The organism is Arthrobacter sp. UYCo732, from assembly GCF_040547265.1.
Classification (GTDB): Bacteria; Actinomycetota; Actinomycetes; order Actinomycetales; family Micrococcaceae; genus Arthrobacter.
The window spans coordinates 257,217-276,528 of the sequence record NZ_JBEPPJ010000003.1; the positions used below are offsets into that span (position 1 = coordinate 257,217).

18 protein-coding genes, 2 tRNA genes and 1 riboswitch are annotated in these 19,312 nt (G+C 66.0%); of the genes, 11 read left to right on the forward strand and 9 right to left on the reverse strand.

Annotation, left to right across the window (positions count from 1 at the left end):
• Positions 1–3: 3 nt before the first annotated feature.
• Positions 4–118: riboswitch (SAM riboswitch) on the forward strand.
• Between the two features lie 13 nt (positions 119–131).
• Positions 132–1,247 (forward strand): homoserine O-acetyltransferase MetX, encoded by a 1,116-nt coding sequence (gene metX, locus ABIB45_RS07345; protein WP_354215245.1) that lies wholly within the window; start codon positions 132–134, stop codon positions 1,245–1,247.
• Between the two features lie 72 nt (positions 1,248–1,319).
• On the opposite strand, the gene ABIB45_RS07350 is transcribed toward metX, so the two are convergent.
• Together ABIB45_RS07350 and ABIB45_RS07355 are read right to left on the reverse strand one after the other, a co-directional pair.
• Positions 1,320–1,835, reverse strand: coding sequence for a hypothetical protein (locus tag ABIB45_RS07350; RefSeq protein WP_354215246.1), 516 nt, complete (start codon positions 1,833–1,835; stop codon positions 1,320–1,322).
• 402 nt (positions 1,836–2,237) lie between these two features.
• Positions 2,238–3,032 (reverse strand): SGNH/GDSL hydrolase family protein, encoded by a 795-nt coding sequence (locus tag ABIB45_RS07355; RefSeq protein ID WP_354215360.1) that lies wholly within the window; start codon positions 3,030–3,032, stop codon positions 2,238–2,240.
• A 149-nt stretch (positions 3,033–3,181) separates the two neighbouring features.
• Here ABIB45_RS07355 and ABIB45_RS07360 point away from each other — a divergent pair, with 149 nt between their 5' ends.
• The gene (locus ABIB45_RS07360; RefSeq protein WP_354215247.1) at positions 3,182–3,832 is read left to right on the forward strand and encodes an alpha/beta hydrolase; all 651 of its coding nucleotides are present in this window, start codon (positions 3,182–3,184) and stop codon (positions 3,830–3,832) included.
• Positions 3,833–3,914: 82 nt separating this feature from the next.
• On the opposite strand, the gene ABIB45_RS07365 is transcribed toward ABIB45_RS07360, so the two are convergent.
• Complete coding sequence (locus ABIB45_RS07365) at positions 3,915–4,148, reverse strand: RNA-binding S4 domain-containing protein (RefSeq protein ID WP_354215248.1); 234 nt, start codon at positions 4,146–4,148, stop codon at positions 3,915–3,917.
• A 33-nt stretch (positions 4,149–4,181) separates the two neighbouring features.
• Here ABIB45_RS07365 and ABIB45_RS07370 point away from each other — a divergent pair, with 33 nt between their 5' ends.
• From ABIB45_RS07370 to ABIB45_RS07380, 3 genes are all read left to right on the forward strand, one after another.
• Complete coding sequence (locus ABIB45_RS07370; RefSeq protein ID WP_354215249.1) at positions 4,182–5,198, forward strand: DMT family transporter; 1,017 nt, start codon at positions 4,182–4,184, stop codon at positions 5,196–5,198.
• A gap of 189 nt (positions 5,199–5,387) precedes the next feature.
• A complete protein-coding gene (locus tag ABIB45_RS07375) occupies positions 5,388–6,773 on the forward strand; it encodes a glycine--tRNA ligase (protein WP_354215250.1) in 1,386 nt (461 codons plus the stop codon).
• A gap of 2 nt (positions 6,774–6,775) precedes the next feature.
• Positions 6,776–7,807 (forward strand): GNAT family N-acetyltransferase, encoded by a 1,032-nt coding sequence (locus tag ABIB45_RS07380; protein WP_354215251.1) that lies wholly within the window; start codon positions 6,776–6,778, stop codon positions 7,805–7,807.
• A 94-nt stretch (positions 7,808–7,901) separates the two neighbouring features.
• On the opposite strand, the gene ABIB45_RS07385 is transcribed toward ABIB45_RS07380, so the two are convergent.
• The 3 genes from ABIB45_RS07385 to ABIB45_RS07395 form a co-directional block, all read right to left on the reverse strand.
• The gene (locus ABIB45_RS07385) at positions 7,902–8,864 is read right to left on the reverse strand and encodes a TIGR00366 family protein (RefSeq protein WP_354215252.1); all 963 of its coding nucleotides are present in this window, start codon (positions 8,862–8,864) and stop codon (positions 7,902–7,904) included.
• 124 nt (positions 8,865–8,988) lie between these two features.
• Positions 8,989–9,828: a DUF1295 domain-containing protein gene (locus ABIB45_RS07390; protein ID WP_354215253.1), complete on the reverse strand. Its 840-nt coding sequence runs from the start codon at positions 9,826–9,828 to the stop codon at positions 8,989–8,991.
• Entirely contained in the window at positions 9,825–10,589 is a 765-nt protein-coding gene (locus ABIB45_RS07395) for an alpha/beta hydrolase (protein WP_354215254.1), read from the reverse strand. Before ABIB45_RS07395 ends, ABIB45_RS07390 begins: the two co-directional genes overlap by 4 nt.
• 81 nt (positions 10,590–10,670) lie before the next feature.
• Here ABIB45_RS07395 and ABIB45_RS07400 point away from each other — a divergent pair, with 81 nt between their 5' ends.
• The 6 genes from ABIB45_RS07400 to ABIB45_RS07425 all read left to right on the forward strand — a co-directional run bounded on the left by ABIB45_RS07400 (position 10,671) and on the right by ABIB45_RS07425 (position 16,981).
• Positions 10,671–12,140 (forward strand): YibE/F family protein, encoded by a 1,470-nt coding sequence (locus ABIB45_RS07400; protein ID WP_354215255.1) that lies wholly within the window; start codon positions 10,671–10,673, stop codon positions 12,138–12,140.
• Between the two features lie 52 nt (positions 12,141–12,192).
• Positions 12,193–13,371, forward strand: a complete 1,179-nt coding sequence (dusB, locus tag ABIB45_RS07405) for a tRNA dihydrouridine synthase DusB (RefSeq protein ID WP_354215256.1) — start codon at positions 12,193–12,195, stop codon at positions 13,369–13,371.
• Positions 13,355–14,653 carry a deoxyguanosinetriphosphate triphosphohydrolase gene (locus ABIB45_RS07410; protein ID WP_354215257.1) on the forward strand — a complete coding sequence of 433 codons (1,299 nt, stop codon included), beginning with the start codon at positions 13,355–13,357 and terminating at the stop codon, positions 14,651–14,653. Before dusB ends, ABIB45_RS07410 begins: the two co-directional genes overlap by 17 nt.
• A gap of 52 nt (positions 14,654–14,705) precedes the next feature.
• A complete protein-coding gene (gene dnaG, locus ABIB45_RS07415) occupies positions 14,706–16,640 on the forward strand; it encodes a DNA primase (protein WP_354215258.1) in 1,935 nt (644 codons plus the stop codon).
• Between the two features lie 66 nt (positions 16,641–16,706).
• Positions 16,707–16,779 (forward strand) — tRNA-Asn (locus tag ABIB45_RS07420).
• A 126-nt stretch (positions 16,780–16,905) separates the two neighbouring features.
• Positions 16,906–16,981: transfer RNA gene (locus ABIB45_RS07425), tRNA-Asn, on the forward strand.
• Between the two features lie 88 nt (positions 16,982–17,069).
• On the opposite strand, the gene ABIB45_RS07430 is transcribed toward ABIB45_RS07425, so the two are convergent.
• From ABIB45_RS07430 to ABIB45_RS07440, 3 genes are all read right to left on the reverse strand, one after another.
• On the reverse strand, positions 17,070–17,477 hold the full coding sequence (locus ABIB45_RS07430) for a hypothetical protein (RefSeq protein WP_354215259.1): 408 nt from the start codon (positions 17,475–17,477) through the stop codon (positions 17,070–17,072).
• Between the two features lie 159 nt (positions 17,478–17,636).
• Positions 17,637–17,816, reverse strand: coding sequence for a hypothetical protein (locus ABIB45_RS07435; protein WP_354215260.1), 180 nt, complete (start codon positions 17,814–17,816; stop codon positions 17,637–17,639).
• Between the two features lie 133 nt (positions 17,817–17,949).
• Positions 17,950–19,173, reverse strand: a complete 1,224-nt coding sequence (locus ABIB45_RS07440) for a multidrug effflux MFS transporter (protein WP_354215261.1) — start codon at positions 19,171–19,173, stop codon at positions 17,950–17,952.
• Positions 19,174–19,312: the final 139 nt, after the last annotated feature.

Below are 19,312 nucleotides of genomic sequence, written 5' to 3' on the forward strand. Positions count from 1 at the left end.
GCAGGTCATGAGTGTCAGCGACAGCCCCGGCTTGCTGGCCGGCAACCCTCTTCCGTGGCGGGGTGCCCCGGGTGAGGACCTGGCCAGCCGGTCAAATGACGGCGGGCAAGCGCGTAGAAGAGGTCCTTTCCATGACGATCACCATCTCCCGAACTGCGGCTCCCGGAAACGGCGTGGTCCGCTACGCCAGCATTGGCGGCCTGCAGCTCGAAGCCGGCGGCAACCTGCCGGACGTCACTCTGGCATACGAAACGTGGGGAACGCTGAACGCGGACGGCTCCAATGCCGTCCTGATTGAGCATGCTCTGACCGGCAGCACGCACGTGACGCGCGGCGACAGCGACGAGCCCGGCTGGTGGGAGCAGCTGGCCGGACCCGGTGCGCCGGTGGACACTGACCGTTTCTTTGTGGTCTCCATCAACATTGTGGGCGGCTGCTACGGCTCCACCGGCCCGTCGTCGGAAGCCCCTGATGGAAAGCCATGGGGATCCCGTTTTCCGTTGGTGACGCTGCGTGACACCACGGAGGCTGAGGCGCGGCTGGCTGACCAGTTGGGCATTCACAGCTGGTTTGCCGTGCTGGGCGGCTCGTTGGGCGGCGCGCGTGCGCTGGAGTGGGCGGTCAGCTTCCCGGAACGGGTGCAGCGCTGCGCTGTGATCTCGGTCGGGGCGGCGAGTACGGCCGAACAGATCGCGTTCGCCCAGGCGCAGACCCTCGCCATCCGGCAGGACATCAACTTTAACGACGGCGACTACTACGGCGGACCGTTGCCCCAGGACGGCCTGGCGCTGGCCCGCCGCATCGCCCACATCACTTACCGTTCGGCAGAGGAACTCGACGGCCGTTTCGGACGCTCAGCGCAGCTTCCCGAATCACCGCTTCGGGCCGCAGCGTTGGGGGAGCGCGGGCGCTATCAGGTGGAAAGCTACCTGGACCACCAAGGGAAAAAGCTGGTGAGCCGCTTTGACGCCAACAGTTACATCGCGCTCACCGATGCATTGATGAGCCACGATGTCAGCCGCGGCCGGGGCTCCCTGGACGAGGCTCTTGGCCGCGCCACCGCCAGGTTCTTCGTGGCGGCCGTGGACAGCGACCGGTTGTACTTTCCGTCGCAGTCCCGCGAACTGGCCGACGCGCTCCCCGGCGAGGTGGACGTCCATGTCATCGAGGCTCCGATCGGCCACGACGGCTTCCTGACCGAGATCGGCCAGCTCGGCAACCAGCTGCGGAGCGTGTTCCTGGTCTAGGACGGGTTCCAGGTTTAGGGCCCGTTCTGGTTCAGGGCGGAGGTTCCCTGCCGCCGAGGTTCTGGGCGGGGATCAGCCGTTCATGATGTCGGAGCGGCGCTTCATGTATTCCTCCATGGCCAGTTCACCATTGCTGTACTGCTGGTCCAGCTCGGCTAGCTTCCGGGCGCGGTAGCCCTGCGGGGCCGACGGCGGCGGGGGAGTCGCCGGGGCAGAGGGGGCCTTGGGTGTTTCTGCACTGCGCTGCTGCCCGTTCTGGGGCTCCCCATACTGTTGCGGCTGACCGTACGGCGGGAACTGCTGGCCGGGGAACTGCTGGTCGGCGGGCGGAACAGGCTGTATCGGCGGGAGTGGCTGGCTCGGCGGCAGGGGCTGCGGGCTCATGATCTCGCGGTAGCCGCCGCTCATGTAATCCTGCTGCGTGTAGCCATCGCGGGGCTGCCGGTTTTGCTGTCCGGGAAACTGACCGGGGTAGCCGCCGGAGAACCCCTGCCCCTGATTCCGTTTGTTGACAGATTTCCGGTACATCCGCATCGCAATCGGAATCACGAACGACAGGATGATGATCCAGAAAAACAAGCTGTTCACGGTGTAGCGCCTCTCATATGTGTCCTTCCAGCTTAAGCCCCGGCCAGCCTAAGTCTCCGGAGCCACCCAGACGGCCCGGATTCCCAGGAAAGCCCCGTCCCGGTCCACGGCGCACTGCACCGCACGCTCCACGGCTTTGCCCCGCGTCGTGCCGCGAAGGGGCCCGATCGGGCGCGTCGAACACACGGATGTCCAGCTCGCAGCGACCGGGACAGAGGATGTGCCGCCAGAAACCGGCCAGCCGCCTTTTCAGCAGGACCACGTGCATCGGCGCACCGTCCCACGGGAACGCGGGAGCGATGCCGCCCAGATAATGCCCGGCGGCGGAATAGCCCATCACGTATTCGTCGTAGCACTGGATCAGGTCGATCCGCCGAGTGGGGCCGGGCGCCGCGCCGGCGGCTAGCGGCGGACGTCGGTGGTGCCCAGCGGACCCTCACCGGAACCCAAGGGGACGCCCGGACCGAACACCGGCCCCGGCGTCGGGCGTTTTGCGGTAATGCCGTCGCCGGAGGAGCGGTTGCGCAGCCGCCGCACCACCCACGGGACAAAGTGCGTGCGGGCCCACACCAAATCCCCGGACCGGGCTTCGCGCCACGTGCGCTGTGGCATTGACTTGGGCAGAAGCGGCTCCAGCGTGTGGTTCACATTGAGCGAGTCCAGCACCATGGCGGCGATGGTGTGGTGCCCCAGCGGTGAAAAATGCAGGCGGTCCTCGTCCCACATCTGCGGATCATTCAGCTGTTTGAGCGACCACATGTCGGCAATGATGGCGTCGTGGCGTGCCGCCACGGTGCGGAGGTTCTCGTTGTAGATGGCCACTTTGCTGCGGATCCGCCCCAAAACAGAGGAACCCGTGTCCGGGCCGTTGAACAGCACCACCGTGGCGCCGCCCATCGCCAGGATCTGGACCACCGAATCGAGCTTTTCCGCGAGGGCGTCGGGGTCGCCGCCGGGCCTGATGAGGTCGTTTCCGCCGGCGGAAAGGGTCACGAGGTCCGGCTTGAGAGCCAGGCACGCGGCGAGTTGCTGGTCCACGATCTGCTGCAGGAGCCGGCCGCGGACGGCCAGGTTGGCATAGGCAAAATCGTCCTGGCCGCGGCCCAGTTCCTCGGCTACGCGGTCAGCCCAGCCGCGGTATCCGCCGGGGCTCGAAGGTTCGGGGTCCCCGATGCCCTCCGTAAAGGAATCTCCCATGGCTACATAGCGGCTCCACGGGTGGGATTCCGTAACCGTGTGCGGATTCTGCAGGGCTCTCGCGTCACTCACCGTCCTATCCTGCCCCTTCGTCCGTAAGCTACGCCACCGTAGGTAGTTACCGGCGGGTAACTGTAAGAATGGAAACCATGACTGACGCCCAAGTATTTCCCGCCCCTGTTGTTATGTGGTCCCGGCCCGAGGACCAGCGCTCCGGACGGCCGCTGCTGGTGCTGCTCCACGGCTATGGCGCCAACGAACAGGACCTGCTGAGCCTGGCGGATCTGCTGCCCGAGGAAATTGTGGTTGCCTCGCTCAGGGCGCCGCTGCCCACTGGTCCGGGCTTCATGTGGTTCCCGCTGACGGCCTCGATCGATTACACCCTGGACGCCGTCAAGGAGGCGGCCGGCTACGTGCAGGGCTGGATCGACTCCGTCAAGGCCCACCACCCGTCCGTGACCCTGCTGGGCTTTTCCATGGGCATGGCCATGGCCACCACGCTGCTCCGGCAGCGGCCCACCGACTACGCCGCCGTCGTCGGGCTTTCCGGCTTTGTGATTGATGCCGACGGCGATCCCGCGTTCCGGGACAGCGAACTGGACGGATCCGTCCCTCTGTTCTGGGGCCGCGACCAGCAGGATCCGGTGATCACTCCGGACAAGATCGAATACACCATGGGCTGGGTCCGTGGGCACGTCAAGCTCACCAAGGTGCTCTATACCGGGATGTGGCACGGCATCAACCAGCAGGAGATCGGGCACGTCTCCGAGTTCCTGACCCACGAGGTGCTGAACAAGTAACAGACACCACAAGCAACGGACGACGGCGGCCCGCGGCTAAGTGGCGCTGGCCGCGCCGTTGTTGTTGTCGCGAGTGCGGGTGTCAGGCTTCGGGAGCGCTGACCCTGACCGTCTGGCCATTTACCGTCACGGTATCGCCGTTGTGCAGCTGGCGGCCGCGCCGTTCGTCGATCTCGCCGTTGACCTTGACGAGTCCGTTCTTGATGAGCTCGGCGGCTTCCACGCCGTCCTCCACCAGGCTGGCGAGCTTCAGGAGCTGGCCGAGGCGGATCATGCTGTCACGGATGGGGATCTCTTCAATGTCCTGGTTGCTCATACCAGCAATAATGCCTGACGTAAGGTGAATTCAATGACCCACACCCCACGGCTGCCACTGCTCGCCGGCCTTCCGCTGGCAGTCGGGGCGGGACTGGCCATTCCCGTCCAAGGGCGCATCAACGGCGCCCTGGGGGCAAGGCTCAACGACGGCATCGCCGCGGCTGTTGTGGGGTTCAGCACCGGCCTGGTGCTGATGATCGTGATCTCCCTGGTCATGCCCAGTGGCCGCGCCGGGCTTGCGAGGATCCTGCCGGCGGTTCGGAGCCGGGCCTTCCCGCCCGTATATGTCCTGGCCGGCGGGATCGGTGCCTTTTTTGTGTTCGCACAGTCCTTCACCGTCGGCGTCCTGGGCGTGGCCCTGTTTACGGTGGCAGTGGTGACCGGCCAGACGCTGAGTGGCCTGCTAGTGGACCGGCTGGGCATCGGACCTGCCGGCAAACGGGCTGTGACCGCGATGCGGGTGGTGGGCTGCGTGCTGACCGTGGCCGCGGTGGCATGGGCTGTTTCGCCGCGGCTGGCCGGCTCCGGCTTGCAGGGCGGCACTGGCACCTCCCTGGACGGCACCTCGCTGAACGGCGCAGGCGGCCCGGAGTTGGTCCTGCCGCTGATCCTCCCCGTCCTGGCAGGGTTCCTCATGAGTTTCCAGCAGGCCATGAACGGGACGGCCACGGTCCATTACCGCTCGCCCATTGCGGCCACACTGGTCAACTTCGTCGCCGGTGCGGTGTTGCTGTGGATTGCCTTGGGCATCAAAGTGGCGTTGCTCGGACCGGGCAATCCGTTGCCGGCCGAATGGTGGTACTACCTGGGCGGGCCCATGGGCTGCATCTTTATTGGCCTGGGTGCGCTGCTGGTCCGCAGCCTGGGAGTGCTGGTCACAGGGCTGGGCATGATCGCGGGGCAACTTCTGGGTTCGCTGGGCTTGGACCTCCTGGTGCCGGCGCCGGGGACTGTCGTGGAGTTGACCACCGTCCTGGGCACCCTGCTGACGCTGGGCGCTATTATCTTGGCCACCCTGCCTTGGCCCCGGGGTGCCTTCCGCCGGTAGCGCTTTCCCGGCGCAGTGGCCGGTAGGCTAGGACACGCAGTCCGCTGCACCTTGTTCCCAGCACCGTTCCCAGCCCCTTGTTTCGTTCATTCGCCCCGCCCGCAGTCAGCGGGATTGCACACCCGTGCATCGGGGCCAGATAAACCGCGGACCGCACCCAGCGGCCCTGTAGAAAATTGGAGTTCCACCATGGCACCAAAGTCCGTACTCGACCAGGTCATTTCCCTCTCCAAGCGGAGGGGTTTCGTGTTCCAGGCCGGTGAGATCTACGGTGGTTCGCGTTCTGCCTGGGACTACGGGCCCCTGGGTGCCGAGCTGAAGGAAAACATCAAGCGCCAGTGGTGGCAGTCCATGGTCCGCGGCCGCGAAGATGTGGTTGGCCTGGACTCGTCCGTCATCCTGCCCCGCCAGGTATGGGAAGCCTCCGGCCACGTTGAGGTCTTCTCCGACCCCCTGGTGGAGTGCCTCTCCTGCCACAAGCGCTACCGTGCAGACCACCTTGAGGAAGAGTATGAGGAAAAGAAGGGCCGCCCCGCCGAAAACGGCCTGAAGGACATCGCCTGCGCCAACTGCGGCACCCGTGGCGAATGGACCGCACCGCAGGAATTTTCCGGCCTCCTCAAGACCTTCCTCGGCCCGGTGGCCAGCGAGGAAGGCATGCACTACCTGCGTCCGGAAACGGCCCAGGGCATTTTTGTGAACTTCAACAACGTCCTCACCACGTCCCGGAAAAAGCCGCCGTTCGGCATCGGCCAGATCGGCAAGTCCTTCCGGAACGAGATCACCCCGGGCAACTTCATCTTCCGCACCCGCGAGTTCGAGCAGATGGAAATGGAGTTCTTCGTCGAGCCCGGCACGGACGAAGAGTGGCACCAGTACTGGATGAAGGAGCGCATGTCCTGGTACACCGGCCTGGGCATCCGCGAGGACAACCTGCGTTTCTTCGAGCACCCGCTGGAAAAGCTCAGCCACTACTCCAAGGGCACCACCGACATCGAATACCGCTTCGGTTTCCAGGGTTCGGAATGGGGCGAGCTGGAGGGCATCGCCAACCGCACCGACTTTGACCTCTCCACGCATTCCAAGGCGTCCGGCCAGGACCTGAGCTACTTCAACCAGGCCACCAATGAGCGCTACACCCCGTACGTGATCGAGCCGGCCGCCGGCCTGACTCGATCGTTCATGGCCTTCCTCGTGGATGCTTACACCGAGGACGAGGCACCCAACGCCAAGGGCGGCGTCGATGTCCGCACTGTGCTGAAACTTGATCCGCGCCTGGCCCCGGTCAAGGCCGCCGTCCTGCCGCTGAGCCGCAACGAGGACCTGTCACCGAAGGCCAAGGACCTGGGCGCCAAGCTGCGCAAGAACTGGAACATCGACTTCGACGACGCCGGCGCGATCGGCCGCCGCTACCGCCGCCAGGATGAGATCGGCACCCCGTTCTGCATCACCGTGGACTTCGACACCCTCGAGGACCAGGCCGTGACCATCCGTGAGCGGGACACGATGAGCCAGGAACGCGTCTCGCTGGACAAGGTGGAAGGCTACCTGGCCGCCCGCCTGATCGGCGCCTGAGAATGGCCATCGAATACCGCGAATGGCGCGACGGCGATGACCTGGCGCTGCTCGAAATCTGGGGCGGCACGGAGACCGAGCAGGCCCGGCAGTTCCGCGGGGCCCTGACCGTCTCGTCTGCCGGCAACGACGGGACCCCGTGGCGGCGAACCATCGTGGCCGAGGACGTGATCGACGGCGTCGGCATTCCGGTAGCGGCCGGCGTGGTCTACGAAGCCTCGCTGCACCCCGAACGGCTGTGGGCGTACATTGAGGTGGCGCGCGACCACCGGCGCTCCGGCATCGGTGCCACGCTCCTGACCATGCTGCGCCGCGAAGCCGAGCGGGCGCCGTCGGGCGTTGCCAGGCTCCGCGCGAAGGTGCAGCCCGGCAGCCCTGGCGCGGCGTTTGCCGAGTCGTTCGGGCTCTCGCCCATCCAGCGCTCCCGGCTGGTTGTGGTGGACCCCGGCGCGCTGAAGCTGCCGGTGTTCCCTGGCAAGGACGATGGCGGCCGGCCGGCGAACGATGAGAACGCCGGTTCCGATGTGGTCATGGACCTCGCCACGGGCTCTGTTGAGCTGACCGACCTGGTGGGGCGGTACTACACGTCCATCCACGGCTGGGATTCGCCGGGCGTGTTGTCGGTGGGGCAGGTGCAGAAGCTGTTCCTGGACGACCTCACCGGCGCGCACGGTGCCATTGTGTTGCGTGCTGAGCCGGAATCCGCTTTTGGCGCCGGGGTTGCGCCCAGCAAAAAGGGCCGCATCCGGGCGTTTGCAGTGAGCTACGCCCAGCCGGCCCAGGACCCGACGGCGGCCACCGCATCCGCCCAAGGGCACCAGGCGACGGACGTCTTTGTGGGCCACGAACCCGCACTGGACGCCGACGACGCCGCAGCCGCGGTCCGCGACCTCCTCGCGCTTCTCGCGTACCAGCACCCGGTCATGCTGGAACTGGACGATTCGATGACGGCCCTGCGCGCCGCCGTCGAGCCCTTGCTGGAAAGCGGCACGGCCCGCCAGCAGGGGGCCGACACGCTGGTCGTCTCGGACTGACCTGTCGGGCCCAGGCGGCCCAGCCGTCCGCATCTGAGTAGCGCCAAGTCGTTTGAACCCTTAAAACGACTTGGCGCTATCCAGTTAAGTCCTGCTACGGCACGGCCGTTCCGGCTGGGAGCACAGGTGGCACGAAGTTGAACGTCATCCCGAGCAGCCACACGAGCAGCCGCACCACCGGCAGGTGCAAGACAAACTGCAGGAACGTGAATCCCATCAGGTCACGGGCGCGCAGCCTCAGCACCGCCAGGAGCGGCAGCATAAAGAACGGGTTGCCCAGATTGGGCAGCGCCTCGGCGATGTTGTAGATCTGCACGGTCCGGCCAAGGTTCATCTGGACATCGGTGGCTAACTGCATGACATACGGCGCCTCGACGAGCCATTTGCCGCCGTCGGAGGGCACAAGCAGGCCTAGCAGGGCCGTATACAAGGCGATGACGACGGCGAACGCGCCGCCACCGCCGATGTCCGAGAAAAACTCGGCCAGGTGTGAGGACAGGGTCATGCCGCCGTTGCCGGTGGCCCTGGTCAGGATGGCTGCCATGGCGGAGAGCGGGAACTGAACCAGGATTCCGGCGGTCGGGGGACGGCCTTGTTGACCGCCTGCAGGAAGTTCCGCGGAGTTCCGTGCAGCACGAGGCCCAGGATCAGGAACACCAGCAGGGACCCGTTGCGGTGCCGCTGCGACGGGTTCGTCGTCGAGTTCGACGCCGAGATCCTCTGCGGTGCGGATCGCACCGCCCTGGGGTGCAGAGAAATGCGCGATCACGGTGGTCAGTTCCGTCAGGATCGCCAGGTGAAGATAGTGGTGCCGAAGTCCAGCACGCCGGTGATCTCCAGCAAGGCGGGCGGGAGGGACGCCGCCGTGGCCTGCAACTGCGCAGCGGAGGAGGACAGGCCCAGCGCCCCAGACTGCGCCACGGCGGTGCGGGCAGCGGCCGGGATCAGGGCGAGCCGGATGATGAGCCTGGCTACGGGCGGCGACGGCGATGAGGACGACGCCCGCCAGGGGAAAGATGTAGGCGCCCGGGAATCCTTTCTCGGTCCAGGCCGCCATCTTTTGGGCTACCTAGGCGCCCGGGAATCTTCGAGGCCGCCGTTTTTCAGGACTGCGTGCCACAGGAATACCTCTCCATTGAGTTGATCAATGCCAGTGGGAGTCTAGCCAGGCGGCGGGCCGGTTATCCGCCGCCTGCTCGCCGCTGCCCGGCTCCGCCGTTGGTGCGCCGGCGTGGTGGCCACGGCAGGAACCCCGACGTCGACTCCAGGTACTCCTGATAGCCGGGCCGGCTGGACATGGCCTTCTCGGCGAGGGGTTTGCCGGTCTTGGCCGCGAGGGTCCAGATCATGAGGGCCGGTGAAAGGATGGTGAGTACACCCGGCCAGGAGTCTGCGGCAATCAGGAACAGACCCGTCCACACGGCGGCGTCGCCGAAGTAGTTGGGGTGCCTGGTGTACCGCCACAAACCGGTATTGAGCACCGTGCCGCGGCGCGAGGGGTCCTTCTTGAACTGCGCCAGCTGCCAGTCGCCCACGGTCTCAAACACGAAACCCAGGACCCAGAGCAGGACTCCAAGGACTGCCACCCATCCCACGGCGCCGGTGGCGAACATTCCCACCTGGACCGTCAGGGACACAAAGAACATCGAGGCGCCCTGCGGCAGGTAGACGCGGCGGAGCGCGTAGGTGTTTCTGGATCCAGGCGCCGATGACAGGAGGTTTTTGTAGCGCGGGTCTTCGTGCCCGTCCCGCGCCCGCCAGCCGATGTGGATTCCGAGCCGCAGCCCCCAGACCGCAGTCAGGAGGACCAGCAGCAGGCGCCGCGTGTCGTCGCCCGATCCGGCGGAAAGGAACCAGCAAACCGCCGCCACGGCGACGAACCCGGGCCCCCAGGCGACGTCCATGACCGAGTGCCTGCCCTGCCTGACGGCCACGGCAAAAGTTACCGCCAGGACCACAACTACAGCCAACGCCGTCCACGGCAGCGAAACAGCGAACTCCGGCGAGGGAAATGGGCTCACAGGTTCACCTGCGTGGCGGATGCCGGCAACAGTTCGTCCAGGGTGTGGGACGCCGGGGAATCAAAGCCGATGCGCTCGGCGAAGGCCTTCATCACAAAGCCTGTGGCCAAAGAGTGCCACAGGCGGACCCGCCGGACCATGAAATGCCCGGCACCGCTGATCGAAACGTACTGCATGGAGGCCGCTGCGTCAGCGGCACGGCGGGCAAACTGCCGCGATTGGGTGGGGCTTGTCATTCGGTCATCGGTGCCATGGACAATGAGGACCTTGCGTCCGGCAACCCGTTCGGCCGGGGTCTCCGGCCCGAGCCATGGCGCCAGGGCAACCACAGCTTCCACATTCGAAGCGTCGGCCGCGCAGACGGCGGTGAGGCCACCCATGGAATGGCCTACCAGGAAGACAGGAACACCGGGGTGCTGTGCGGTGATGTGCTGGAGGGCCCAGCGGGCATCGTGGAGCGCGGACATGTCCTTCCCATTCCAGCCGCGCACGCTGTTCCGCAGTGACCAGACTGCCAGCCCGTGACACCTGCCCGCCTGGTGCAGGTGGCGGGCAAAGGTGACCATCCGCAGCGGGCTCAATTGCAGGGCAGCCACGGGTTCGTAGCTGTGCGCCCTGCCGCCGTGCAGCACCAGGGCCACGCCCTTCGTGGCGCCGGCGGCCGGCAGGACGGTGAGGGCCGCCTGCTGCCTGCTGCCCCGCGCCTTTTCGGCGGCGTTGCCGGGGGTACTCCGGTACTCCTGGGTTTTGCGGTCCGTCATGACTGGTTCCTTCCCGCTTCCTGCCATTTATCAACCTTAAGGTGCCGGACGTAGAGTTCAAGGTATGAGGATTAGCTGCTGATGGGATCCGGTCACTCCCACGCTTCCATAGATCATTCGGAGCCGACAGCAGAAGCGATTGCTGCGCGCCGGAAGGCGAACCGCATCCTTGCCGCGGTGCTGGTTCCGCTGACGCTGCTGACCCTGGCAGGAATGGCCATGCTGTGGCCGTCCGGGTCCAAAGAGGGGATCTCGCTCGCCAGCCCCTACTCGGCCGCGCCCGGTGTCACCTTTGACACCGGCAAGATCCAAAGTGTGGTCGAAGAAAGCTGCATGCAAGGCTCAGTTGCTGGCGGCCCGTCCGCCGATGGCACCGGCCAGCCAGCCCCGCAGGGTTCGGACTGCATGTTTGCCTTCACGCAACCCGACCAGGGCGGCAGCCCCGTCAAAGTGGTGATCAACCCCGATGTCGCAAAATCACACGGGGTGCGGCCGGGGGACCAAATCAGGTACCTGAACCTCTCCAAGGCCCAGGGGGCGGCGGCGTCGCAGGGCTCGCCAGCCTACATTTTTGTTGACTTCGTCCGGACCCTGCCCATCGTGGTGCTGGCGCTCCTGTACGCCTTGGTGGTGATTGTCGTGGCACGGTGGCGGGGACTCCGCGCACTCCTTGGCCTGGTGGGCGCCTACTTTGTCCTTGCCGGGTTTATGCTGCCGGGACTGGTGGAGGGGAAGCCTCCGCTATTGCTGGCGCTGGTGGGATCCACGGTGATTATGATCGGGGTGCTGTATTTTGCCCATGGATTCTCGGCCCGGACCTCGACGGCGCTGCTGGGCACCATGTTTGGGCTGGGCATTACGGCGTTGCTGGCTGCCTGGGCCACGGACGCCGCCAACCTCGCCGGAGTGGGCAGCCACGACGCCACCACCTTGATCAATACCTCGGCCAACATCTCCATTTCTGGGGTGATCCTGTGCGGCCTGATCATCTCGGGGCTGGGTGTGCTGAATGACGTCACCATCACACAGTCCTCCGCTGTCTGGGAACTGTACGAGCTGGCACCCGGCACCAGCGCCCGCAAGCTGTTCACCTCCGCCATGCGGATCGGCCGCGACCACATCGCCTCTACCGTGTACACCATCGCCTTTGCCTACGCGGGCGCAGCCCTGCCCATCCTGATTATTGTGATGCTCTACAACCGTCCGCTGGGGGACACCCTCACCAGCGCCGAGCTGTCCGAGGAAGTCATCCGGACGCTTGTCGGTTCCATTGGGCTGGTGCTGGCCATTCCGGTGACCACCCTGATCGGCGTGCTGGTGGTCAAGGCCACCAGCATCCGGACAGCGGGCCAGCCGGTGCCGGCCAGCAGCGCAGCGGTTCAGGAAATCAACCCGGACGACGTCGGCGATACCGGTGCGCTTGCAGCGGCAGTTGTCAGCGGCCGGTCGCGTGGTACAGCGCTGGATGACGGGGTGCCAGTGGAGGCGGAGAGCGGGGCAAACCTGGGGGCGCCCGAAACCCGGCGAGGCCGCCGCGCGGACCGCGGCTGACCCGAGCGGAAGGTAATCCCGCCGATTTGCCCGCCTTTGCGACAATGGACAGGTGACTGTTACCGCAACGCCTCCTGCCCCCAAGCTGGAACTCCCGCCCCTGAAGCTGGGCAACATCACGGTGGACACCCCCGTGATCCTGGCTCCCATGGCGGGCATCACCAACTCCGCCTTTCGTCGCTTGTGCCGTGAATACGGCGGCGGCCTCTATGTGGCGGAGATGGTCACCTCGCGTGCCCTCGTTGAGCGCACGCCCGAATCGCTGCGCATCATCTCGCACGACGACGACGAAAAAGTACGGTCCGTCCAGCTGTACGGCGTGGATCCCGTGACGGTGGGCGCCGCCGTGCGGATGCTCGTGGACGAGGACCGCGCGGACCACATCGACCTGAACTTCGGCTGCCCCGTCCCCAAGGTGACGCGGCGCGGCGGCGGCTCGGCCCTGCCGTGGAAGATCGACCTGTTCACCTCCATTGTCCAGACGGCGGTCAAAGAGGCCACCAAGGGCAACATCCCGCTCACCATCAAGATGCGCAAAGGCATTGACGAGGACCACCTTACGTACCTCGACGCTGGCCGGATCGCCCGTGATTCCGGTGTTGCCGCCGTCGCACTCCACGGCAGGACAGCCGCGCAGTTCTACTCGGGCCAGGCCGACTGGACGGCCATCGCACGGCTCCGCGAAGCCCTCCCGGATGTCCCCGTCCTGGGCAACGGCGACATCTGGTCTGCCGAGGACGCTGTCCGCATGGTCCGCGAAACCGGGGTGGACGGCGTGGTGGTGGGCCGTGGCTGCCAGGGGCGCCCGTGGCTGTTCGGCGACCTGATGGCTGCTTTCGAGGGAAGCGATGTCCGCCATAAGCCGGACGCCCGGAAGGTGGCCGACAGCGTTTACCGGCACGCCGAACTAATGGTCGAAACCTTCGGCGATGAAGACAAGGCCCTGCGTGAGATCCGCAAGCACATCGCCTGGTACTTCAAGGGCTACGTGGTGGGCGGCGAACTGCGGACTAAGCTGGCGCTCGTGACCAGCCTGGAGATCTTGCGCGAGACCCTGGACCAGCTGGACCTGGATTCGCCCTACCCCGGTGTGGATGCCGAAGGACCGCGCGGCCGGGCGGGATCGGCCAAGAGGCCGGCGCTGCCCAAGGACTGGCTGGAATCCCGCGCCCTGAACGAGGCCCAGTCCAAGGACATCTCAGCCGCGGAGCTGGATGTCTCCGGTGGCTGAAACCCGTACCACGGCACCGGTGCTGCCCGGCTACGAGGCACGGGACTCGGCCCGCTGGGTGGAGGAGCCGCCCAAGAACAACTACCGCTCCGATTTTGAGCGCGACCGTGCACGGGTCTTGCACTCCTCGGCCCTGCGCCGGCTCGGTGCCAAGACGCAGGTAGTGGCGCCGGACACGGACGACTTCGTCCGCACCCGCCTGACCCACAGCCTCGAAGTGGCGCAGGTGGGCCGGGAGCTTGGCCGCGCCCTGGGCTGCGATCCGGACGTTGTGGACACCGCGTGCCTCAGCCATGATCTGGGACACCCGCCCTTCGGGCACAACGGCGAGTCTGCCCTCAACGAGGTGGCACACGCCATCGGCGGGTTCGAAGGGAACGCCCAGACCCTCCGCCTGCTCACGCGCCTCGAACCCAAAGTGCTGGCCGCCGACGGCCGCCCGGCGGGACTGAACCTCACCCGCGCCAGCCTTGACGCGGCGTCGAAATACCCGTGGTCGGCACTGGACGCGCCCGTGATCCACGGTCAGCGCACCAGCAAGTTCGGCGCCTACGAGGACGATCTCCCCATCTTCAACTGGATCCGGGAAGGCGCCCCCGCGCGCCGGTCCTGCCTTGAAGCCCAGGTCATGGACCTGGCCGACGACATTTCCTACTCGGTGCACGACGTCGAGGACGCGATTGTGGCAGGGCACTTCCAGCTGCGCTGGATGGACAACCCGGACCACCGAGCCCGGGTGGTGGGCTACGCCAAGCAGTGGTACCTCCCGCACAATGATCCGGCCGCCATCGACGCCGCCCTGGCCCGGCTCGAGGCCACCGATGTCTGGGTCCGTGAAGCCGACGGCAGCCGCCAATCCATGGCCGCCCTGAAGAACATGACCAGCCAGCTGATCGGCCGGTTCTGCCAGAGCGCCCTGGAGACCACCCGTACCCGTTACGGCCCGGAAAACCTCACCAGGTACAACGCCGAGCTGATGGTCCCGGACGAAACAGTGATGGAGATCGCGGTGATGAAAGGCCTGGCCACCACCTTTGTGATGACCACCGAACACCGCCAGCCCATTTACGAGCGCCAGCGCGAGGTCCTGCACGCCCTGGTCATCGCCCTGAACGCCGCGGGTGACCGCCACCTGGAGCCGATGTTCGCGGCGGACTGGCGGGACGCGGCCGACGACGGCGCACGGCTGAGGGTGGTCATCGACCAGGTGGCGTCGCTCACGGACGGGTCGGCGCTGGCTATGTACGAACGGCTCGTGGGTAGCCTGCCGTCGCTTTGGTGACAGAGGCCATAGGGCGCCTTTCCCTGTCGCACCCCGGGACTAGGATGGCACTGTGGTTGGCCTGATCAAACGTGAAGATATTGACGAAGTACGCCAGCGCACGGACATCAAGGAAGTGGTTGACGGGTACGTCACACTCAAGGGTGCCGGCCTGGGCACGTATAAGGGCCTGTGCCCTTTCCACGACGAGCGCTCGCCGTCGTTCACCGTCCGCCCGCAGGTGGGCCGGTACCACTGCTTCGGCTGCGGCGAAGACGGCGACGTTATTGCCTTTGTGCAGAAACAGGACCACACGTCCTTCCATGAAGCTGTGGAAAAGCTGGCCGCCCGAATCGGCTACGAACTGCGCTACGAAGACGGCGGGACCGGCCCCAGCCGCGAAGAGGTGGGCCGGCGCCAGCGGCTCCTGGATGCCCACAAAATTGCCGATGAGTTCTTCCGCGCCCAGCTGCTGACGCCGGGCGCAGCCGAAGGCCGGAACTTCCTGTACAACCGCGGCTTTGACCGGGCCGTCTCAGAGCAATTCGGCGTGGGCTACGCGCCACAGGGGTGGGACGCGCTGCTGAAGCACCTGCGCGGGCGCGGTTTCACAGATGCTGAGTTGAAATTGACGGGGATGTTTTCTGAAGGCAATCGGGGGATCTACGACCGATTCCGCGGCCGCCTGATCTGGCCCATCCGCGATATCGCCGGCGACACCATCGGCTTCGGCGCACGGAAACTCTACGAGGACGATCAGGGCCCCAAGTACCTCAACACCCCCGAAACCACGCTCTACAAAAAGTCCCAGGTGCTCTACGGGATTGACCTCGCCAAAAAACACGTCGCCAAGGACAGGCAGCTCGTGGTGGTGGAGGGCTACACGGATGTCATGGCCTGCCACCTCGCGGGAATCCCGACGGCGGTGGCCACGTGCGGTACTGCGTTCGGTACCGAGCACATCAAGATCGCCCGGCGGCTGCTGTCCGACGACGGCAGCGGGGGAGAGGTCATCTTTACCTTCGACGGCGACGCCGCCGGCCAGAAGGCCGCGTTGCGGGCCTTCGAGGAGGACCAGCGCTTCGTGGCGCAGAACTATGTGGCTGTGGACCCCACCGGCGCCGATCCCTGCGACCTGCGGCAGACCAAGGGGGACGCCGCCGTCCGGGATCTGATCAACAGCCGGCGCCCACTGTTTGAATTCGCCATCAAAGCAACATTGAAGCGCCACAACCTGGACACCGTTGAGGGCCGTGTGGCCGCGCTGCGGGAATCTGCTCCGGTGGTGGCACAGATCCGCGACGCCGGCATCAGGCCCGCCTACGCCCGTGAACTGGCAGGCTGGCTCGGCATACCGGTGGAAGAGGTTAGCAGGGCCGTGGCGGTAGCCATGAAGCGCGCCAGCGCCGGCCCGCAGGGCGGCACGGGATCCGCCGTTGGCCCGGCAGGGGGCCCGGCTCCCGTGAGGCCTGCACAAGCCGGCGGACCCGGCGTCGCTGCGGGACCGGCGTCGGGCGCTGTTCCCTCTTATCACCGCCCCGATCCCCGCGACCCGGTGGCGTCCATGGAGCGGCAGGCGCTGGAGGTGGCGCTGCAGGAGCCTGCATCCCTGGGCGGCGGCATCTGGGAGCGTTTCTCGGCTGCGCGGTTCGTCACGCCCGCATTCCAGGCCGTTCACGACGCCATGCGGGCCTCGGGACCGGGTTTCATCGGCGAACCTGTGCGCTGGGTGGAGCAGGTGATGAACGAAGTCCCGGAACCCCTGCGTCCGTTGGTGTCTGAACTGGCCGTGGTGCCGCTGCCGGCCAGCACCGCCGAAGCCGTGCAGAAATACTGCAAGGACATCCTGGCGCGCCTGTTCGAGCTCCAGATCACCCGGGTGAAGGCCGACAAGATGGGCCAGTTGCAGCGGCTGGACCCGGCAGCCAATCCCGCGGACTTCCAACGGCTCAACCGGGAACTGATGATGCTGGAAATGGAACGCAGGGCCCTGCGCTCGGACGCTTAAGGGCCCCGATTTCGCTTCCGATTTCACTTCCCCGCGGGGTCTTTGCTAGGCTGGTACCCGCTTCATTCCTCCTTAGCTCAATTGGCAGAGCATTCGACTGTTAATCGAAGGGTTGCTGGTTCAAGTCCAGCAGGAGGAGCGCACAATCCCCGTTCCGGGTCTCCGGAGCGGGGATTTTTTTCTACCCGGGGAGGGTATCCCGGCCCTTTGGTGGCACCGATTTCCCTTTGCCGGGAGACCTTTGCTAAGGTCATACCTGCTTCATTCCTCCTTAGCTCAATTGGCAGAGCATTCGACTGTTAATCGAAGGGTTGCTGGTTCAAGTCCAGCAGGAGGAGCCAACAACAAGAAATCCCCGTCCTCAGGTGAGGGCGGGGATTTCTTGTTGACTGGACCTTGCCCCCTGGATTTGCCCCCTGGATTTGCCCGTTAGACAAAGTCCATTTCCACCTGCAGGAAACGTTCGGCCTCGGCGATGGCTGCGAGGAAGGCTTCCTGCTCAGTGGGGGACTTGCGGGGTTCGCGCGGGTGCCACTCATGCGGTGCTGAGTGCACCCGGGCGAAGCCTGCGGCCGGCGGCGCGTAGAAGATACCGAAACGCTGCACCGGCCACTCGGCGGACGTCTCAGGGGCTACCAGGAGGGCCGCGCTGGAGGCGGGGTTGAACCACTGGGCGATGGGCCGGCGCCGGTCCTCCGTGAACAGGCCGGCAGCGTAGAGGGCCGCCGACTGCTGGCCCGTCTGCGCGCACAACCGATCCCACCACAGTGGCAGGATGCCGGAGTCGCAACGTTGCCAGGTGGCCGGGAGCGGCGAGGAGTACTGCCAGCTGGGCATGGATTTATTTTATCGCGCGACGGTGCGCCACGGCAGGGTCGGCGCCTCCTTTGCCGGCAGCCGCCCTGAGGGCCGGAACCATGGCCGGAATCGCGGGCAGGGCACGCGCCGGTTCACGCGCTGGCGGCTTTCACGGCCAGGGGCGTGCCGGTGGTTCACCTACTTGCGGTTCCAGGGCCCGGGGTTCAGCCGGTACAGCAACGCCGAGCCTGCCAGCGCGCCGAGGATGATCCCGATGGCCGGACTGCCGAACATCCGGCCGGCAAAATAGCCGGCGACGGCGCCCAGCACCGCCCCGAGGAACAGTCCCCTGGGGTTGCGGTGCGGTTTGCGTTTCATCAGGTCACCTTTCGGCTGGCTGCGGGGCTCGGTGTGTGGGTTGGACTCTATGTGTGGATGCGACCCAGCGCGTGGGCGGGGCTCGGCGCGTGGACGGGCTCATGGGCATTGCCGGCTCGCGGAATTTGCCCGCTCACTGGATAGACGGGACGGTGCGCGGCCGCACGATCAGCCAGAGAGCGGCTATCGCCACCAAGATGCATGCGGCCTGAACGGCTCCCATGGGCGTGGAGCTGGTGATCCCCAGCCACCCCACTACCGGTGAGATCAGGCCCGCCATGAGGAAGGTCGCGGCCCCCAGGAGGGAGGCGGCCGTGCCGGCCTGCGCCCCGTGGCTGGACAGCGCCAGGACCTGCACACAAGGGAACATGAATCCTGTGCCCATAATGTAGAGCCAAAGCGGGACGAGGACGCCCCAGAGGCCCAGGCCGGCCTGGTCGAAAATCACGATCAGCAGGGCCATGAGGAACATCCAGGCTGTGGCATAGACCAGGATCCACTGCGGCGGGACCCTCCTGATGAGCCGGGAACTGATTTGGACGCCGGCCACGATGCCCAGCGAATTGATTCCGAAGAGCAGGCCATACTCCTGCGGTGAGAATCCGAAAATGTCCTGGAACAGGAACGGTGAAGCAGACAGGTATGTGAACAGGCCAGCGAAGTTCATGCCGCCCACCACCAGCAGACCAACAAATATCCGGTCCGTAAAGAGGACTTTGTAGCGCTGGCCGGCAGTCAGGCCGGAATGGCCGCGCATCTCCGGCGGCAGGGTTTCCCGGACCAGGAAAAGCGCGCCAATGATCACCAGGGCGCCGTAACAGGCGAGGAACACGAAGATGCCGGGCCACGGCATCACCAGGAGCAGCTGCGATCCGATGACGGGAGCCAGGATCGGTGCGAGACCGTTCACCAGAGCCATCCGTGAGAACATCCGCACCATGGCGTAGCCGGAGTACAAATCGCGCACCATGGCCATGGCCACCACGCCACCGCCGGCCGCGCCCACACCCATCAGCACGCGGAAGAAACCCAGCATGGCGATATCGGTGGACAGGGCCGCCCCCACGGAAGAAGCAATGTGCAGTGCGGTGGCAAGGATCAGCGGCAACCGCCGGCCGAACCTGTCGCTGAGCGGGCCCACCACCAGCTGACCCAAGGCAAAGCCCACCGTGGTACCGGCCAGGGTCAGCTGTACCTGTGCTTCTGAGACACCCAGGCTGGCTTCGAGCGCCGGAAAGGCTGGCAGGTACAGATCGATCGTGAAGGGTCCCAATGCGGTGAGGGCGCCGAGGAGGAGGATGTACAGAAATTTCCGGCGGCGGCTCAGTGAATCGCCCGGATTGAAGGGAGTGGTCACGGAGACCAATCCTAGGCCCGGCAGGTCACTTCCTCATGGTCTTACAGGCGCGCCGTAAGGCCAGCACGGACGGTTGCCTGAAGCTGAATGATAGCTTTGGGGGCGGGACTGTGCTGTCGCACGCTCCTGCAGATCACTG

Bases quoted from the DNA above. Each gene is read 5' to 3' on its own strand.
- metX (WP_354215245.1), top strand. From the start codon at position 132: ATGACGATCACCATCTCCCGAACTGCGGCTCCCGGAAACGGCGTGGTC.
- ABIB45_RS07355 (WP_354215360.1), bottom strand. From the start codon at position 3,032: ATGGGAGATTCCTTTACGGAGGGCATCGGGGACCCCGAACCTTCGAGC.
- ABIB45_RS07360 (WP_354215247.1), top strand. From the start codon at position 3,182: ATGACTGACGCCCAAGTATTTCCCGCCCCTGTTGTTATGTGGTCCCGG.
- ABIB45_RS07365 (WP_354215248.1), bottom strand. From the start codon at position 4,148: ATGAGCAACCAGGACATTGAAGAGATCCCCATCCGTGACAGCATGATC.
- ABIB45_RS07370 (WP_354215249.1), top strand. From the start codon at position 4,182: ATGACCCACACCCCACGGCTGCCACTGCTCGCCGGCCTTCCGCTGGCA.
- ABIB45_RS07375 (WP_354215250.1), top strand. From the start codon at position 5,388: ATGGCACCAAAGTCCGTACTCGACCAGGTCATTTCCCTCTCCAAGCGG.
- ABIB45_RS07380 (WP_354215251.1), top strand. From the start codon at position 6,776: ATGGCCATCGAATACCGCGAATGGCGCGACGGCGATGACCTGGCGCTG.
- ABIB45_RS07385 (WP_354215252.1), bottom strand. From the start codon at position 8,864: ATGGCGGCCTGGACCGAGAAAGGATTCCCGGGCGCCTACATCTTTCCC.
- ABIB45_RS07395 (WP_354215254.1), bottom strand. From the start codon at position 10,589: ATGACGGACCGCAAAACCCAGGAGTACCGGAGTACCCCCGGCAACGCC.
- ABIB45_RS07400 (WP_354215255.1), top strand. From the start codon at position 10,671: ATGGGATCCGGTCACTCCCACGCTTCCATAGATCATTCGGAGCCGACA.
- ABIB45_RS07410 (WP_354215257.1), top strand. From the start codon at position 13,355: ATGTCTCCGGTGGCTGAAACCCGTACCACGGCACCGGTGCTGCCCGGC.
- ABIB45_RS07430 (WP_354215259.1), bottom strand. From the start codon at position 17,477: ATGCCCAGCTGGCAGTACTCCTCGCCGCTCCCGGCCACCTGGCAACGT.
- ABIB45_RS07435 (WP_354215260.1), bottom strand. From the start codon at position 17,816: ATGAAACGCAAACCGCACCGCAACCCCAGGGGACTGTTCCTCGGGGCG.